This window comes from Bradyrhizobium sp. (assembly GCF_035652035.1).
Lineage (GTDB): Bacteria > Pseudomonadota > Alphaproteobacteria > Rhizobiales > Xanthobacteraceae > Bradyrhizobium.
In genome coordinates this window covers 84,961-101,723 of record NZ_DASREO010000022.1, presented here as the reverse complement: position 1 = coordinate 101,723, position 16,763 = coordinate 84,961, and the positions used below count along the sequence as shown (strand labels likewise).

The 16,763-nt window shown below is 61.3% G+C and carries 16 protein-coding genes; 5 read left to right on the top strand and 11 right to left on the bottom strand.

What is annotated here, in order from left to right; all coding sequences use genetic code 11:
* Positions 1-12: 12 nt before the first annotated feature.
* The 3 genes from VFB05_RS08430 to VFB05_RS08420 form a co-directional block, all read right to left on the bottom strand.
* Positions 13-855, bottom strand: coding sequence for an ABC transporter ATP-binding protein (locus VFB05_RS08430; RefSeq protein WP_325010959.1), 843 nt, complete (start codon positions 853-855; stop codon positions 13-15).
* Positions 856-963: 108 nt separating this feature from the next.
* Positions 964-1,947, bottom strand: coding sequence for an ABC transporter substrate-binding protein (locus tag VFB05_RS08425; RefSeq protein ID WP_414643171.1), 984 nt, complete (start codon positions 1,945-1,947; stop codon positions 964-966).
* Positions 1,948-2,015: 68 nt separating this feature from the next.
* A complete protein-coding gene (locus tag VFB05_RS08420) occupies positions 2,016-2,786 on the bottom strand; it encodes an ABC transporter permease (RefSeq protein ID WP_414643170.1) in 771 nt (256 codons plus the stop codon).
* Between the two features lie 284 nt (positions 2,787-3,070).
* On the opposite strand from VFB05_RS08420, the gene VFB05_RS08415 reads away from it, so the two are divergent.
* Positions 3,071-3,340, top strand: a complete 270-nt coding sequence (locus VFB05_RS08415; RefSeq protein WP_325010952.1) for a hypothetical protein — start codon at positions 3,071-3,073, stop codon at positions 3,338-3,340.
* Positions 3,341-3,394: 54 nt separating this feature from the next.
* Here VFB05_RS08415 and VFB05_RS08410 read toward each other — a convergent pair whose 3' ends face one another.
* Positions 3,395-4,105, bottom strand: coding sequence for a TetR family transcriptional regulator (locus VFB05_RS08410; RefSeq protein WP_414643167.1), 711 nt, complete (start codon positions 4,103-4,105; stop codon positions 3,395-3,397).
* Positions 4,106-4,191: 86 nt separating this feature from the next.
* Between VFB05_RS08410 and VFB05_RS08405 the strand changes: the two genes are divergently transcribed.
* Both VFB05_RS08405 and VFB05_RS08400 read left to right on the top strand, forming a co-directional pair.
* On the top strand, positions 4,192-5,349 hold the full coding sequence (locus VFB05_RS08405; protein WP_325010948.1) for a quinone-dependent dihydroorotate dehydrogenase: 1,158 nt from the start codon (positions 4,192-4,194) through the stop codon (positions 5,347-5,349).
* A gap of 194 nt (positions 5,350-5,543) precedes the next feature.
* Complete coding sequence (locus VFB05_RS08400; protein ID WP_325010946.1) at positions 5,544-6,455, top strand: sugar kinase; 912 nt, start codon at positions 5,544-5,546, stop codon at positions 6,453-6,455.
* Here the strand turns inward: VFB05_RS08400 and VFB05_RS08395 are convergent, their stop codons facing one another.
* Positions 6,456-7,676, bottom strand: coding sequence for an NAD(P)/FAD-dependent oxidoreductase (locus tag VFB05_RS08395; RefSeq protein ID WP_325010944.1), 1,221 nt, complete (start codon positions 7,674-7,676; stop codon positions 6,456-6,458).
* Positions 7,677-7,680: 4 nt separating this feature from the next.
* Positions 7,681-8,883, bottom strand: a complete 1,203-nt coding sequence (locus tag VFB05_RS08390) for a cytochrome P450 (protein WP_325010942.1) — start codon at positions 8,881-8,883, stop codon at positions 7,681-7,683.
* 129 nt (positions 8,884-9,012) lie between these two features.
* Here VFB05_RS08390 and VFB05_RS08385 point away from each other — a divergent pair, with 129 nt between their 5' ends.
* The gene (locus VFB05_RS08385; protein WP_325010940.1) at positions 9,013-9,807 is read left to right on the top strand and encodes an enoyl-CoA hydratase/isomerase family protein; all 795 of its coding nucleotides are present in this window, start codon (positions 9,013-9,015) and stop codon (positions 9,805-9,807) included.
* A 112-nt stretch (positions 9,808-9,919) separates the two neighbouring features.
* Here the strand turns inward: VFB05_RS08385 and VFB05_RS08380 are convergent, their stop codons facing one another.
* The 5 genes from VFB05_RS08380 to VFB05_RS08360 all read right to left on the bottom strand — a co-directional run bounded on the left by VFB05_RS08380 (position 9,920) and on the right by VFB05_RS08360 (position 15,919).
* Positions 9,920-11,260 carry a TRAP transporter large permease gene (locus VFB05_RS08380; protein ID WP_325010938.1) on the bottom strand — a complete coding sequence of 447 codons (1,341 nt, stop codon included), beginning with the start codon at positions 11,258-11,260 and terminating at the stop codon, positions 9,920-9,922.
* A 2-nt stretch (positions 11,261-11,262) separates the two neighbouring features.
* The gene (locus VFB05_RS08375; RefSeq protein ID WP_325010936.1) at positions 11,263-11,838 is read right to left on the bottom strand and encodes a TRAP transporter small permease; all 576 of its coding nucleotides are present in this window, start codon (positions 11,836-11,838) and stop codon (positions 11,263-11,265) included.
* 165 nt (positions 11,839-12,003) lie between these two features.
* On the bottom strand, positions 12,004-13,008 hold the full coding sequence (locus tag VFB05_RS08370) for a TRAP transporter substrate-binding protein (protein WP_414643166.1): 1,005 nt from the start codon (positions 13,006-13,008) through the stop codon (positions 12,004-12,006).
* 32 nt (positions 13,009-13,040) lie between these two features.
* A complete protein-coding gene (locus VFB05_RS08365) occupies positions 13,041-13,988 on the bottom strand; it encodes a TRAP transporter substrate-binding protein (RefSeq protein WP_325010933.1) in 948 nt (315 codons plus the stop codon).
* Positions 13,989-14,215: 227 nt separating this feature from the next.
* Positions 14,216-15,919: an IlvD/Edd family dehydratase gene (locus VFB05_RS08360; RefSeq protein ID WP_325010931.1), complete on the bottom strand. Its 1,704-nt coding sequence runs from the start codon at positions 15,917-15,919 to the stop codon at positions 14,216-14,218.
* Positions 15,920-16,069: 150 nt separating this feature from the next.
* Here VFB05_RS08360 and VFB05_RS08355 point away from each other — a divergent pair, with 150 nt between their 5' ends.
* The gene (locus VFB05_RS08355; protein WP_325010929.1) at positions 16,070-16,762 is read left to right on the top strand and encodes a GntR family transcriptional regulator; all 693 of its coding nucleotides are present in this window, start codon (positions 16,070-16,072) and stop codon (positions 16,760-16,762) included.
* Position 16,763 lies beyond the last annotated feature (1 nt).

The following is a 16,763-nucleotide window of genomic DNA, read 5'->3' as shown; positions in this document are numbered from 1 at the left end:
CGGACTACACCTCTAATCCAGCGTGCTTTGGGTGAAGAAATGCTTGCGGATGCGCTGCACCAGTTCCGAGAACAACGGATCGCTCATCACATCGAGCGAGCGCGGACGCGGCAGCGGCACGTCGTAGATCGCTGCAATCGCGCCTGGCCGTTCGGTCATGACCAGCACGCGATCGGCAAGGAACACGGCTTCCGGAATCGAATGCGTTATCAGCAGCACGGTCTTGCCGGTCTCGCGCTGGATACGCATCAATTCGACATTCATGCGCTCGCGCGTCATGGCGTCCAGCGCCCCGAACGGCTCGTCCATCAGCATGATCTTGGGATCGTGCACCAGCGCACGGCAGATCGAGGCGCGCTGCTGCATGCCGCCGGAAAGCTGCCAGGGCAACTTCTTCTCAAAGCCTTCGAGGCCGACCAGCTTGAGCAGCGACCTGGCGCGCGGCAAGAACTCCTCGCGCGACAGGCGCTTCATGTCGATCGGCAGCATCACGTTGTTGAGGATGTTGCGCCAGGGCAGAAGCAGCGCATTCTGAAACACGATGCCGACATTGCCATGCGGCTTGTCGACCTTCTCGCCTTCGACGTATATTTCGCCGGTCGAGGGTGGCAACAAGCCAGAGATCATCTTCAAGAGCGTTGACTTGCCGCAGCCGGAAGGCCCGACCACGACAAAAAATTCGCCATCATTGATATGAAAGTCCAGCGGCCGCAGCGAGGGCACGTCACCATCACGCGAGCGATAGGTCTTTGAGACGCCCGACAGCCGAATGCCGGGCGTGGCCGTCACGCCACGATCGGACACGACGCGCAAGTGCGCGGCGGACGGGTTTGAGGCTTTGCTAGCTGCGTTCATTCGGAACTCATTGAAGCCGTCGTCTTTGCGAGGAGCGTAAGCGACGAAGCAATCCAGTCCTTGCTTCGTAACGCTGGATTGCTTCGCTACGCTCGCAATGACGATTTCTCACTTCGGCAAGTACTCATTGGTATAAAATGCCTTCGGATTATCCTTGGCCTTGGCATCGAGGCCGCCGTATTCGACCATCAGGTTGACAGTGTCGGTCATGTTCTGGTCGGTCACCTGGAACGGCCGCCTGTCCTTGGTCTCCGGCGTGCGATAGAGCGGGATCGTCAGCTCGAAGCCCTGCGTGAGTGTATCGATCTTGCCGCCCTTGGGGTTGGCATCGAGGATCGATTGCGCCGCACCCTTCGGGTCCTTCTCGGCCGCTTCGACCGCCTTGGTGGTCGCAGCCATGAAGCGCTTCACGACATCCGGATTGGCCTTGACGTAGTCGGTATTCGCGACGAGGCCCGACGACACCATGTTGATGCCGTAGTCGGCGAACTTGATCGGATAGACGTCTTTGCCGGTCGCGTCCTTGATCTTCATCGACTGATCCATGACGTAACCGAGCAAGAGATCGGCCTGGCCGTTGATGACGGCGTTGAGCTTGGTCTGGCCGTCGCCGGCCACCGTCGTGAAGTCGCTTTCCTTCAGGCCGGTCTTCTTCAAAAATAACGGCCAGATCTGCGTCATCGAGTCGGCGGGTGTGATTGCCACCGTCTTGCCCTTGATGTCCTCGGGCTTCCTGATGTTCTTCTCGACCAGGCCCATCACCGACATCGGGCTGGTCTGGAGCAGCACGCCGGTTGCAATGATCGGCGCGCCTTTCACCGCCGCGCGCATCATGGTCGGCACGTCGACATAACCGAAATTCGCGGTTTTCGCGGCCACCGCTTGCGTGGTCGCAGCCGAACCGCGGCCTTCCTGGATTTCGAGATCGATGCCCTCAGCGGCATAAATGCCCTTGGCCTTGCCGTAATAGAACGGCGCATGCTCGCCATAGACGTACCAGTTGAGCATCAGCACGACCTTGTCGGCGGCTTTCGCCGGCGCCGCCAGCATCGTTCCGATCAGCAGCGTTGCAAGGATCGCAACCAAACGCATCATGTCATTCCTCCCGGTCGTATTCTTGAACTGCCCTTTGTCGGGCTTTCCCTGTCTCGATGAACCGCTCACGCGGCGACGATGATGTCTTCGCGCTGGCTGACATGCCAGGGCACGACGAGCCGTTCGATCCGGTCGACGATCCAGAACAGAATCACCCCCAACAGCGCGAGGATCACGAGTGCAGCGAACATGGTGGGCAAATCGAACGTGCCGATCGAACGCTGCATGACGTAGCCTATGCCGGAATTGGAACCGACGAATTCACCGACCACAGCGCCGACGACCGCGAGCGTGACCGAAACTTTCAAGCCGGAAAAGATCGCCGGCATGGCATGCGGCAAATTGACCGCCCGGAAGACGTGAAAGCGGCTGCCCTGCATGGCGCGCGCGAGGTCCACCATGTCGGGATCGACCGACTTGAAGCCCTGCACCGCAGAAACCACGACCGGGAAAAATCCGAGCAGGAAGGCCGAGATGACTTTCGGGATAATGCCGAAGCCGAACCAGACCACGAACAAGGGCGCGATCGCGATCTTCGGGACCGATTGCGAGAACACGAGCAGCGGGTAGACGTAACTCTCCACCGTCTTCGATCCCGCGATCAGCATCGCGACCGGAATGCCGAACAGCGCCGACAACAGGAAGCCGCAGATGGTCGCGTAGGTGGTCGGCCACGATTGCCGCGCCAGTTCCGGCCAATCCTGCCACAGCACCGCGACGACGTCGGCGGGCGCAGGAATTTGATAGGCCGGAATCTTGAACAGGCGGATCGACAGATCCCAGACGATGACGATGAAAATCAGGAACAAAAACGGCCGCACCCACGCCGCGTTCATTGCTCTTGATACGCTGGTTGGCGCCTTCCGCTCGGCCAAGCTTCACTCCCTGAAATGCTCGATTTTCAATAAAATTAACCCGTTGGATAAATACTGTCCAGCGGTTTCGGCCCGTTCCATTTGAGGACCTAAACAGAATTTTAGGGGACACGGTCGGCGCGTGTTCCGCACTCGGGCGTTATCTCCCCAGCAGCCGAACGGCGCGAGCAACGCGGCGTGTTTGAGCTGCGACAAGTCCGCGCGGCTGCCGCTTTTGCGTGCGCCGTGGACCAAGGAGAACCGTTATGACGAAATTCAAATTGATCGGAGCCGCGATACTTTCCCTGGCGATCGCCGGGCCCGCGACAGCGGCGGCCTATGTTTCCCGCAGCGAACTGCCGGGCGGATATTACGGGCACTACCGCGTGACACACCGGATGACAGCCGAGGACTTCAACCATCAAGACTTTGGTATCGCGCGGCCGACCTATCACTCCGGCTGGGGCGGCCAATATGGCGACGGCGACTACCCCGGCACGATCGACCAGAATATGGGACCGCCTTACTGGCGCTAGGGCCGATCGCGCGTAACCTACAATGTGATTTCATTGGCGATTTTTCGGCGAACTTCATTCGGCACTTGAAAACGCGGGCAACGACATCGCCGGCGCTTTCTTCTTGCCGAAGGCTGCAAAGGATTTGCCGGTCAAAGCCGCCAGCACCAGCGCGACCATATGATCGAGGCGTTCGTCCCGCGCCTCTTCGTTGAGGAGGTCGCGGCCGAAAATCACGCTCAGCGTGGCGCTGTTGGAGAGATAGAAGAAGCACAGCGCGGCAATCGAGATGTAAAGCTGCACCGGATCGACCGCGACCACGAAATCGCCGCTCGCTACGCCCCGCCGCACCACCGTGCGGATCATTTCGACGAACGGCGAGTGCATCGATTTGACCTTGGTCGAGCGCTTCAGATGCCGCGCCTTGGCGAGGTTCTCGGTGTTGAGCAGCGCCAGGAATTCGGGATTGCGCAGGAAATAATTCCAGGTGAATTCGATCAAACGCTCGATCGCCGTTGGCGGATCGAGGTGTTCGAGATCGAGCCCGCGTTCCTCGACCCTGATCTTCTCATAGGCGCCTTCCAGCACCGTGAGATAAAGCTCTTCCTTCTTGCCGACGTGATAATAGAGCATGCGCTTGTTGGCGCCGGCCTTGGCTGCGATCCGGTCGACCCGCGCACCGGCAAGTCCATGCGCGGCGAATTCCTCCTTGGCCGCCTCGAGAATGCGAAGCCGCATCCCTTCGGGGTCACGCTGCCATTTCTGGTTTCGCCGCGTCTTGCTCAAATCGTACAACCCTGCCGGGGCGCCCTCGCGCTGGCCTCATCTGCCGCGTGTAGCATGCGACGCGAAGAAAATGAACTGGATCGGGCATGACTGTGCGCCGCGATGGCGATAGTGGCGCTGATGTCGCCGAGAGGCATATGATCCCGATCATGAACCTCTACTCGACCATTGTTCGGCCGCTGGCGTTCCGGTTCGAACCGGAGACCGCCCATCGTCTGGCGATTGCCGCAGGCGGATGCCTCGGCTGGGCGGCGGGCGCGATGCGAGCAGCAACAAGCGTCAACGATGCCCGGCTCGCAGTCGACATCGCGGGCCTGCATTTTCGAACGCCCATTGGGCTCGCCGCCGGCTTTGACAAAAGCGGCGGGGCAATCTCGGCGCTTGCGGGTCTCGGCTTCGGGTCGATCGAAATCGGCTCGATCTCGATCGATCGGTCCATCGGCAATCCCAAGCCGCGGCTGTGGCGTCTGCCCGACGACCGCAGCATCATCGTGCATTACGGGCTGCCGAACGACGGCGCCGTAGCGATTGCCGAGCGGCTGTCGAGGACGCGTCTTCCGGTTCCTCTCGGCGTCAATCTGGTCGTGACCAACAGAGGCACAAGCGCCCCTCCGCCGACGGCAGACCAGATCATCGGCGAATACGCGGCCGCCGCCCGGGTCATGGCGCCGCACGCCGATTATCTGATGCTCAACCTGTCATGCCCGAACACGGTCGACGGCCGTGATTTCTTCGCAGACAGTGGACATCTCGACGCCTGCCTTGGCGCGCTGGATGAGTTGAAACTCAAACTGCCGGTATTCCTGAAAGTCTCGCCGCTCGGCGGCGTCGAGGCGATCGAGCACGTGCTCGCAGCCGCCGATGCGAGAGCCTTTGTCTCCGGCTTCATGTTCAATCTGCCGCCGGTCAAACCAGAGGGAATGAAGACGCCTGAGACCATCTGGCGCACGTTACCGGGCGCAGTCTCCGGCCCGCCCGCATCCGCCCTCGCAGATTTCTGCATCCGCGAAACCTTCCGCCGCATGGATCGCAAACGCCATGTGCTGATCGGCGCCGGCGGCGTGTCCTCCGCGGAAGACGCCTATGCCAAGATCCGAAACGGCGCATCGCTGGTGCAGCTTCTCACAGCCTTGATCTATGAGGGACCCGGCACCGTGCGAAGGGTCACGGAGGGATTGGCGAAATTGCTGGCGCGCGACGGCGTCAAGCATGTCGCCGATGCCGTCGGTGTCGATGCGGTCTAGGCATGTCCGTAGCGGAACCCGTTCCCATTGATATCGGTTGGGATCGGCGCTAGATGCGCGTTTCGGGCGACGGTGCACTGCCCGATTTTGCGACGGGCATGGGCTAATTTTGCGAATAATTTCAGCGGATCAACTGATGGAACCGGTGCTAATCTTGACGCTGGTCTCACTCCTCAACCCATGACGGGCAAGGCATGCAGGCTCTCTTCATCGGACAAACCTACATCGACGTGACCTTCATCACCGACCACATGCCGACTGGCGACGAAAAGCATGTGGCCTCGGCCTATGCGGTGTCCTTCGGCGGCAACGCGGTCACCGCGGCGTTCTGCTGTGCCAAGCTCGGGATCGTGCCGGACCTGATCGCGACCGTCGCCAATGACTGGCTGGGTCGGATGTTCCAGGACATGTGCGCGAAGTACGGAATCTCGATCCATCCGCGCAAGGTCGCGACGTCGTCGCTGTCCTTCATCATGCCGAAGGATGGCAAGCGCGCGATCGTGCGATGCCGCGACGACGAGCACATCCATCCCTTTCCGCATTTGAATCTCACCGGATGCCGAGCGCTGCACATCGACGGGCACCAGCCGGATGCAGCGATCTATTATGCCAAGCACTGCCGCGAGGCCGGCATTCTCACCTCGCTCGATGGCGGCGGCCTCCGCTCCAACACCCGTGAACTGCTCGAATTCATCGATGTTGCGATCGTCGCCGAGCGGCTCTGCGAGCAGATGAACTTCTCACCGAAGGAAATGCTCGACTATCTCAAGGCCCGCGGCTGTCGCATCGGCGGCGTCACCATGGGCGAGCGCGGGCTGTTCTGGTACGACGAGGCGGGTGTGTTTCGTACCATGCCGGCCCTTCCGATCGCGCCCGAGCGCGTCATCGACACCAACGGCGCCGGCGACGTGTTCCATGGCGCTTACGTCTATTCCTATCTCGCCCATCCCGACAAAGGCTGGAACGCCCATTTCGAGTTTGCGCGCGCCGCCTCGACCTACAAGATTCAACGCCTGGGAAACGAGGCTGGCTTGCCAACGCTCGCCGATATCGACACGGTCAAGCAGGAGTTTCAGGTCGGTCGCAAGAAGGAATTCTGGGACTAATTACGCCAGCGCGGACTTCAGATCGAAGCCGGGATCAGCCGCCTTTTCGGCCTCGATCGAGCGGTTCATGCCGAGGATCTTGCGGCCGAACACGTGGTCGGCGGCGCGGTTGACGGACTCGATGCCGACAAGCTGGCCCTGCTTGTAGCAGAACGCGGAAAACGAACGCTTCTCGCGATCGCCGCGCACCACGACCTGGTCGTATCCGGTCGTAAGCCCTGCGATCTGCAGCTTGTCGTCGCCCTGATCGCTCCAGAACCACGGCAGGCCGTCGTAAACCTTGGCATCGCCGGTGAGCCGTGCGGCCACGCAGCGCGCCTGGTCGGTGGCGTTCTGCACGGATTCCAACCGGAGCGAACCGCCAAAGCGCGGACTTTCGAACAGCGCGCAGTCGCCAATCGCCGAAATATTCGGATCGGCGGTCAGTAGATGCTCGTTGACGATGATGCCGGATGCGACGGGCAAGCCGGCTTCTGCTGCGATCTCGACATTGGGCAGCACGCCGACGCCGACCACCACAAGATCGGCGGGAACATGATGCCCGTTGCTCAGACTGATCCCGGCAAGCTTGCCGTTCGCGCTTTCGATGCTGGTCGCCTGCACGCCGAGATGAATGCGGATGCCGGCAGACGCATGTCGCTCCTGGAAATACTCCGAGATTTCGGCGGTGACAGCGCGCGCCATCACCCGACTGCCTAATTCGATCACATCGACCTCGAGCCCCTTGATGCGCGCGGTCGCAGCAAATTCGAGACCGATGAAGCCGGCGCCGATCACTGCAACATGCTTTGCCGAAGCAATCCGCTGCCGCAATACCTCGCTCTCGTCGAGAATGCGCAGATACTTGACGTCGGGAAGGTTGGCGTTGGGCAGATCGAGCAGGCGGTTGCGGGCACCGGTCGCCAGCACAAGATGTCCATAGTCAAGGAAGGCGCCAGAGGCGAGCACGAGCCTCTGTGCGGCACGGTCGATGAAGGCAGCGCGGTCCGCGATCAGCTCGATAGTCTGGTCGCGGTAGAATTTGTCGGGCCGGAACATCAGGCTGTCGGGTTTCCCCTCGCCTTTCAGGTAGGCCTTCGACAGAGGCGGCCGCTGATACGGCAAATGCGCCTCGTCATTGATCAGGCAGATGCGCTCGGCAAAGCCATGCTGGCGCAAGGAGGCCGCAACCTGGAAACCGGCGTGGCCGGCGCCGACGATCAAAACGGATTTCTGTGTCATAGGGTCAAACTGGTACGACACGAAGCGGCAAAGTGTCAAAGCCGCGGAGCGTGTTGTTCAGCCGGCGCTTCGGTTCGGCCGTCAGTTCGAACGATTTGACGTGTTTTGCAAGCGCAGCCAGGATCGCTTCTGTCTCCAGGCGGGCCACCGCCTGCCCGACGCAGCCATGAATGCCGGTGCCAAACGTCATATGCCCGGCCGCGCGGCGGTTCACATCGAAAACATCCGGCCTTTCCCACCGGCGCGGGTCGCGGTTGGCGGCCGCCAGAAACAGCAAGACCTTCTCGCCTTCGCCGAGCTCAACGCCGCCGACCTCGACCGGTCTCGTGGTGGTGCGGAAGAAAGTCTGGACCGGCGCCTCGAAGCGCAACACCTCTTCGAAGGCATTGCGGATCAGGTTCGGATTGTTGCGCAGGGCCTGCCATTGCTCGCCATAGCGCGCCATGCAGTAGAGCGCGTTGCCGAGGCCGTAGACGGTGGTGTCAATGCCTGCCGACAGGAACGAGCGCACCAGCATGCCGGCTTCGTCCTCCGAGAGATCGCCGGCATCGACAGCATGGAAAATCTGCATACCGAGCCCATCTGGCGCCAGCGCCGCCCGGCTGCATTTCGACATGATCCAGTCGCGCACCGGGCCTGCATTGGCCATCGCTTTTTGAAACAGGTCGTTGCGCGGGCCGAACGAATTGAACACCATGGTGCCATACGGCATCAGGTTCTCGCGGCCCTCCTGCGCGATACCAACCGCATCCGGAAACACTTTTAGCGGATAGGCTTCGGCCAGATCGGCGACGCCGTCGAATTCGCGCCGCTCGACCAGCCGGACAATCAGCGCCTGCGCCTCTTGCTCGAAGGTCTCGCGCAGCACCTTGATCGCCATGGGCGAGAGAATGCGCGTCAGCACAGAGCGGGTGCGCGTATGCAAGGGCGGATCGGCTTCGAGGATGATGCTTGGCGGCCGCCATGGCGGTTCTTTCCGGAAATCACTGAGGCCTACGCCCGCCGATGAACAATAGGTCTGCCAGTCGGTTAGCGCATCGCGGACCTGCTCGTGCCGGGCCATCGTCCAGATGCCGTATTGGTCGAGCCACGCGACCGGCCCGGCCTCTCGCAGGGCCTCATGGTGCGGATAGGGATCGCTGAGAAACTCGTGCGAAAACGGATCGACGGTCGAAACCGGCCGGCTCAACGTTGCCTGAACGCCCACGACGCCTCTCCCTGTTAGCCGCACTTTGTTCCGTGCTTTGCCGATATCTTGCAGGCTTCGCACGGGATTGTCACGACTTCTCGCTTCGATTTAAATGCCGTCGATCCAGACAATGCCGAGGTATTCCCGATGGCTGTGACCCCAGATGAAACTGCCGACCTGGCGCTGCTCGCGATTGAAGGGCCGGTCGCGACGGTCACCCTCAATCGTCCCGCGAGTTTCAACGCGATCGATCTTGCGATCGCCAAACGGCTGGAACAGATCGCCGCCGAAGTCGAGGCGTCGGACGACATCAAGGTGCTGGTGATCGAAGGCGCTGGCCGCGCCTTCTGCGCGGGCGGCGATCTTCAGACCATTGGCGCGGCCGTCGCAGCCGACACGATCGCCTCCACCGTCGGCGAGATGCTGCACCACTACCACGCCTTCATCGCCGCCTTGCGGCGAATGCCCAAGATCGTCGTCGCGAGCGTGCATGGCTCGGCGGCCGGCGCCGGTCTCTCGCTCGCTTTCATGGCCGATCTCTGTATCGCTGCCGAGGACGCACGCTTCACACCGGCCTACGCCAAGATCGGCGCGTCTCCCGATGGCGGCGGAACGGTCGGCGTCACCGCCGCAGTCGGCCCGCGGCGGGCCTTACAGATATTTCTCGCCGAAGACAGTTTCTCGGCGGCGCAGGCGATGCAATGGGGGCTGGTCGTCAAGGTGGTGCCCGCGACTGAGCTGAAGGCGGCGACGCGCGAACTCGCGCAGCGGCTCGCGCAAAATACGATCGCCGCCATCGCTGCGACCAAGATGCTGGTCCAGCGGGCGCCGACCAACCCGATCGAGCAGCAGCTTGCGGCCGAACGCGACGCCATCATCGACTGCATGCACACCGACGAGGCGCGCGCCGCGATCGAGAAGTTTACGCGCAAGGGGAAGTAGGAGTCCCTCATGGTGAGGAGGCGCCCTTGCGCCGCCTCGAACCATGAGGCCGCAGTTGGGCCTTATCCTTCGAGAGGCGTGTTGCCGCTCCTCAGGATGAGGATGAACACATCTAATTCGGGCAAATATACCCTGTCCCCGCCGGTGACTTGAAGCATCCGACCGACTCCGGAATGACGTGCTTGGGCAGCCATAGCACGACCTTCGGGAAATAGATGGTGAAGACGATCGTCACCAGGAACACGACATAGATCGGCAATGCGGCGCGTAATGCCTTGGAGAATGGCACACCGACGAATTTCGACGCCATCAGCAGCACGAGCCCGTATGGCGGCGTGATCATGCCGAATGCCAGCGTCGCGATCAGCACGACGCCCATGTGAACGCCATTGATGTCGCCGGCCTGCGTCAAGGTGTTCACCAGCGGCATGAAGATGATGATGGTCGGCACTGGCTCGATGAAATCGCCGACCACCGTGAACAGCAGCACCAGCAACAACATCATGAACTGCGGATCGTTGCCGGCGATCGAGGTGATCCAGTCTGCAATCACGATGGCACCGCGCAAGTAAGCCAGCATCCATCCGAAAGCGTTGGCTGCGCCGATCGTGATCAGGGGCAAGGAGAAGATCAGCCCCGCCAGGCAGAAGTCATAGGGAATTTTGCGGATATGTCCGCGGTTCAGCGCGGGGATCACGACCGCGATGATCCAGATCACCGCGACCACGCCGGCTTCGGTCGGCGTGAACCAGCCGGTCAAAATGCCGCCGAGCAGGATCACCGGAATCATCAGTGGCAGCGCGGCGTCTCCCGTCGCGAAGATGACCTGGCGCAGCGATGCGCGCGGCTTGCGCGCCCCCACGGGTCCAAAGAAATAGCAATAGATCATCAGGCCAATGCCGATCATCAGTCCCGGCACGAAGCCGGCCATGAACAGGCCCGCGATCGAGACGTTGCCGACCGCGCCATAGACGACAGCCGTGATGCTCGGCGGCACCAGTGCCGCGATGGTGGAAGCGGCTGCGATGATGGCGGCGATGAAATCGGGGCTATAGCCCTCGCGCCGCATCGGCGTGCCGAGCGCGCGGCTCATCACCGCAACGTCGGCCGTGGTCGAGCCTGACATCTCCGAAAAGAACATGCTGAACACGACGACGACCTGCGACAGCCCGCCCTTGATATGGCCGACCAGCGACAGCGACAGGTTCGCGATCCGCACCACCACATTGGCCGAACTCATGAGCTCGCCGACCAAAAGGAAGAACGGAATTGCCAGCAGCGCTTCCGAATCCACGCCGTCGAAAATCTTCTGGACGATAGCAGCGAACGAGACATCGGTCAGAAACGCGCCAACGAATACGCCCGCCATCAGCGAAAACGGCACGGGCACGCCGAGATAGCCGAAGAACAGAAAGCAGAAGCACATCAGCGCGAGAATGACCGGCGGACTCACGGTTATCTCCTCCGGTCCAGTGACATTTCAACCGGCGGGATGATCATCTCTTCTTCCGGCTCCGGGTGGTCGAAGCCGTTGCGGATGCCGTTGACAAGCTGTTCGACCGTGAACAGCGCGATCAAGATCGCGGAGAGCGGGATGATGGCATAAAGCGAGGCGATCGGCGTTCCCGACGGCAGGCGGAAGCTACCAAAGCCTCTGAGGTAGTTGATATAGCCGAACCAGATCAGGCAAAGCGCAACGGCCAGCACGACGAGGCGAACGATGACCTCGACGATCATCCGTGGCGTGCCATGCAGCGAATCCGAGATCGCAGCAAGATACAGGTGGTCGTTGCGCCGCGTCGCAACTGCAGCGCCGATGAAGATCGCGTAGATGAACAGGGTTGAGGTGACTTCCTGCAACCAAAGCCAGGGGTGGCCGATGGTGCGGGTGACGATATCGAACGTCACCGATAGCGAAAAGCCGAAACACAGGACACCGCAAATAACCATCAGCACGAGCTCGAGCCAATCGAGCGCGCGCCATTTCAGATGATGCTGCCGCTGCAGGACCAGTTTGTCGGCCAACGCCATGGTTCAACTCTCTATAAGCTTCTTAAGTCTTTCTTGTCGTCCCGGCGAACGCCGGGACCCATAACCACCGGCGCTTGTTGTCGAAGGAAGTGGGCGACTTTCTCGCCTCATCCGAAAGGCCGCGGCGTATGGGTCCCGGCGTTCGCCGGGACGACGGGTTGCGGTTCAATTGATCGCCTTGATCAGATCCTTGATCTTCTCGGCATGCGGACCAAGGTCCTTGGCGAGCTTGTCGAGATAGGGATCGGCGATTTTCTGGAAGCTGGCTTTGTCGACGTCCTTTACGATCTTGACGCCCATCTTCTCCAGTTTAGCGCCCGCCGCCTTCTCCAGCTCGAACGCCCGCTTCGGCTCCTGCGTGCTGACGTCGCGCGCGGCCGCCTGCACCCATCCGCGCTGCTCGGCATTGAGGCTTTGCCACAGCTTGTCGCTGATCCAGAGGATGGCGTTGTTGGCTTCGTGCTCAGTCATCGAGAGCACCGGCGCCACTTCATAGTGACGATTGATCAGATAGACGTTGACGGCGTTCTCGCCGAAATCGACGACGCCGGTTTGCAACGAGGTGTAGACGCTGCCGAACGGCATATGCACCGTTTGGGCACCATAGGCCGGGAACATGGTGTCTTCGGTCGCGGTCGCCTGCACGCGCACCTTGTATCCCTTGAGGTCGTCGACCTTGTGAACTTCGTGCTTGCCATACATGTGCCGGAAGCCCTGGGTGCCGAGCCCGATGGCGTGAATGCCGGTCACCGTCTGGTCGATCATGTCGCGGACGGCCTCGAACACCTTCTGGTCGCCGAGCGCCTTGACGTTGTGGTCCTCGTTGCGGAACAGGAAATGCAGCGACATCACGCCCGCCTGCGGTGCGATCGTCGACGTATTGGCCGACGACACGATGGCGAAATCGATATCGCCCGAGCGCACCAGTTGCAGGATTTGCGGCTCCTGGCCAAGCTGCGCGCCCGGATACTGGTCAACCAGCATCGTTCCTTTGCTGAGTTCCTTCAGCTTGGCGGAGAAGATGTCGTAGGCGATGCTGTAGCCGGAATTCAGCTGCTGATCGTGGGCGAAGCGATAATGCTTGACTTCCTGCGCGCCGGCGGCGCCAGCGAAGACAGTCGCAGCCAGAATGCCCAGCAACGCTGTAAATCTTGTTCCTTCGTGACGCAACGTCCATTCCTCCCGTTGATGATCCCTTGGGGTCAGTTGATGGCCCGGATCAGGTTCTTGATTTTCTCGGCGTGCGGGCCGAGCTCGTGGGCGAGTTTGTCGAGATAAGGATCGGCGATCGCAGTGAAGCCGGACTTGTCGACGTCGGTCACGACCTTGACGCCGATCGACTTGAGTTTCTCTGCCGATTGATGCTCGAGTTCGAGCGCTTTCGCCGGCTGGGTGCGGTTGACCTCGTCAGCTGCCGCCTGCACCCAACCCTGCTGCTCCGGCGTCAGGCTGTTCCACAATTTGTCGCTGATCCAGACCAGGCTGTTGTTGGCCTCGTGTTCGGTCAACGACAGAACTGGCGCCACTTCGTAATGCTTGTTGGCGAGATAGACGTTGATGCCGTTTTCGCCGACGTCAACCACGCCGGTTTGCAGCGAGGTGTAAACACTGCCGAACGGCATGTGCACGATCTGCGCGCCGTAGGCCGGGAACATGATGTCCTCGGTCGGCGTCGCCTGGACGCGGACCTTCAGGCCCTTGATGTCGTCGATCTTCTTGATCTCGCGCTTGGAATACATGTGGCGCAGGCCAAGCGTGGCGAGCGCGATGACATGGGCGCCCTGCACGGTCTCCGCGATCATCGCCTTGACGGCCTTGGAGACTTCAGGGTCTGCAATCGCCTTGATCAGGTGCGCTTCGTTGCGGAACAGGAAGTGCATCGACATCACGCCGGCCTGCGGCGACAGCGTCGCGGCGTTGGCGGATGAAGAGATGCAAAACTCGACGTCGCCCGCCTTGACGAGCTGGAGCACTTGCGGCTCCTGCCCGAGCTGCGCGCCAGGATACTGGTCGATCAGCATCGTGCCCTTGCTGAGCGTCTTCAGCTTCTCGGCAAAGATATCGCCGAGAACGCCATAACCGGTGGTCTTCGGCTGATCGTAGGCGAAGCGGTAATGCTTCACCTCTTGCGCCTGTGCGGATGCGCACATCGCTATAAATGCCGCAGTAACGGCAGCAGCAATCCGTCTCCTTGCGTACTCCATCCCCGCCTCCCGTTTTGATTTTTTCAATCATCCCATCGGGGTTATTTGAATGTCAATTCGACCTCAGTGGTCGTCTTGTCGCGTGCGTGAGTGCCGTTCGCGTAAGCATCCTTGAAGCTGTGTGTCGCTGGTTGAGACCTTCTCAAACGGGTCCCTTCTTTAGTCGGGTGTCCTCAGCCGGGTCCTTGGCGTCGCATGAAATCGAAATCGCAGCCTTCGTCGGCCTGCAAAATGGTCTCGTTAAAGAGGTGGGCGTAGCCGCGTTTGGCCCAGTCCGCCTTTGGCGGCTTGAGGACGGCACGGCGCTTTTCAAGTTCTGCCGCGTCGACCAGAAGATCGATGCTGCGTTTAGCAACGTCGAGGCGGATCATGTCGCCGGTCTTGACCAGCGCCAAGGGCCCGCCGACGGCGGATTCCGGCGTGATGTGCAAGACGATGGTACCGAACGCCGTGCCGCTCATCCGCGCATCGGAAATCCGCACCATATCCTTGACGCCCGCGCGCAGGAGCTTTGCCGGGATCGGCAGGTAACCTGCTTCCGGCATGCCGGGCGCGCCCTTCGGCCCGGCGTTGCGCAACACAAGCACGTCGTCGGCCGTGACTTCGAGCGTGGGGTCGTCGACCCGCAGCGTCATGTCTTCGACAGATTCGAACACGACCGCGCGCCCCGTATGTTGCAACAATTTTGCCGTCGCCGCCGACTGCTTGATCACGGCGCCGCGCGGCGCGAGATTGCCGTGTAGCACGGCCATGGAGCCCACGTCCTTGATCGGATTATCGCGCGAGCGGATGACATCCTGGCCCGGCACCTCCTCGGCCTCCGCGACGACGTCGCGCAGCGTCGCCCCGGTAATCGTCTTGGCATCGAGATCGATCAGGTTGCCGAGCTGCGCCATCAGCTTCGGCACGCCGCCGGCATGGTGGAAATGCTCCATGTAATGCGCGCCCGACGGTTTCAGGTCGATCAGCACCGGCACCTCGCGGCCGAGTTTGTCAAACGCTTCGAGGTCAATACGATGCGGCGTGCGGTTGGCGATCGCGGTCAGGTGAATGAGGCCGTTGGTCGAGCCGCCGATCGCCTGCATCACGACCTGCGCGTTACGGAATGACGATGCGGTCAACAACTCGCTCGGCTTCGGCCCCTTGGCCTTGGCCATTTCGGCCGCGACCTTGCCGCTGGCTTCGGCCAGACGAAAACGCTCGGCATGGGGTGCAGGAATCGTTGCGCTCATCGGCAGCGACAGCCCGAGCGCTTCGGTGACGCAGGCCATGGTGCTAGCGGTGCCCATCACCATGCAGGTGCCGACAGACGGCGCAAGGCGGGAGCTGACGGCTTCGATTTCGACGTCGTCGATTTCGCCGGCGCGATGCTTGCCCCAGAGCCTGCGGCAATCGGTGCAGGCGCCCAGCACCTCACCACGGTGATGGCCGACCACCATCGGACCGACCGGGATCACGACAGTCGGCAAATCGGCCGAGAGCGCGGCCATGATCTGCGCCGGCAAGGTCTTGTCGCAGCCGCCAATCACCACCACCGCATCCATCGGCTGGGCGCGGATCATCTCCTCGGTGTCCATCGCCATCAGATTGCGCAGGTACATCGAGGTCGGATGCGAAAAGCTTTCCGCAATCGAGATGGTCGGAAACACCATCGGCATCGCGCCCGATAGCATCACGCCGCGCTTCACCGCCTCGACGATCTGCGGTGCGTTGCCGTGGCAGGGATTGTAGTCGCTATAGGTGTTGGTGATGCCGACGATCGGGCGATTCAGGGCATCGTCCGAATAGCCCATCGCCTTGATGAAGACCTTGCGCAGAAACAGCGAAAAGCCGGGATCGCCGTAACTCGCCAATCCCTTGCGCAATCCGTCAGCCATGTCAGGACAATCCCTTTCGATCCGCCTTCAGTAAGAAGCGTCATGCTATTATTGTCAATATCTGTTTCCAATCGTCACTTTCGGCCGAATTAGCCATCCGGGATCGCAAGATTATTGACAATCTTGCCCGGGCCGTGCTGATTTCCCGATATGACCAGCCAGGCCACGCTGCCGGACGGCACGCCGCTCTCCCGCGAGGAAGAGCAGGCCGAGGTCATTCGCCGCCTGGAAGAGGACATCATCTTCGGCCGTTTCGCACCGGGTTCGCGCCTGATCGAAGACACCCTGATGAATCGTTACGGCGCGAGCCGGCACTTCGTCCGTCAGGCGCTGTTTCAGCTTGAGCGTCGCGGCATCGTGCTGCGAGAAAAGAATGTCGGCGCCACGGTGCGCTTCTATTCCGCCGGCGAAGTCAGCCAGATCTACGAGGTGCGGGAAATGCTGACGCGCCAGGCTGCGCTCATGATCGCCCTTCCCGCACCGCCTGAATTGATCGCGCAACTCTCCGAGTTGCAGCGGCTTTATTGCGCAAAGGCGGACGCACACGACCTGCGCGGCATTCACGAGGCCAACGACGCATTTCACCTCGCGCTGTTTTCCGCCTGTGGCAATCCGTACCTCGTGCGCTCGCTTCAGGACTACATGAACCTGACCTTGCCGATGCGCGCCAAAAATCTCGCCGACAAACAGGGGCTCGCGCAGTCACGTCGCCAGCACGATCTGATGATCGAGCTGTTGAAGGGCCGCGACAGCTGGGCGCTGGCGCAGCTTTGCGTCGATCACATGCAATTCAGCAAGAGCGATTATCTCGGACGCATCGGCGGAGATCGCGCCGATGCGTGAG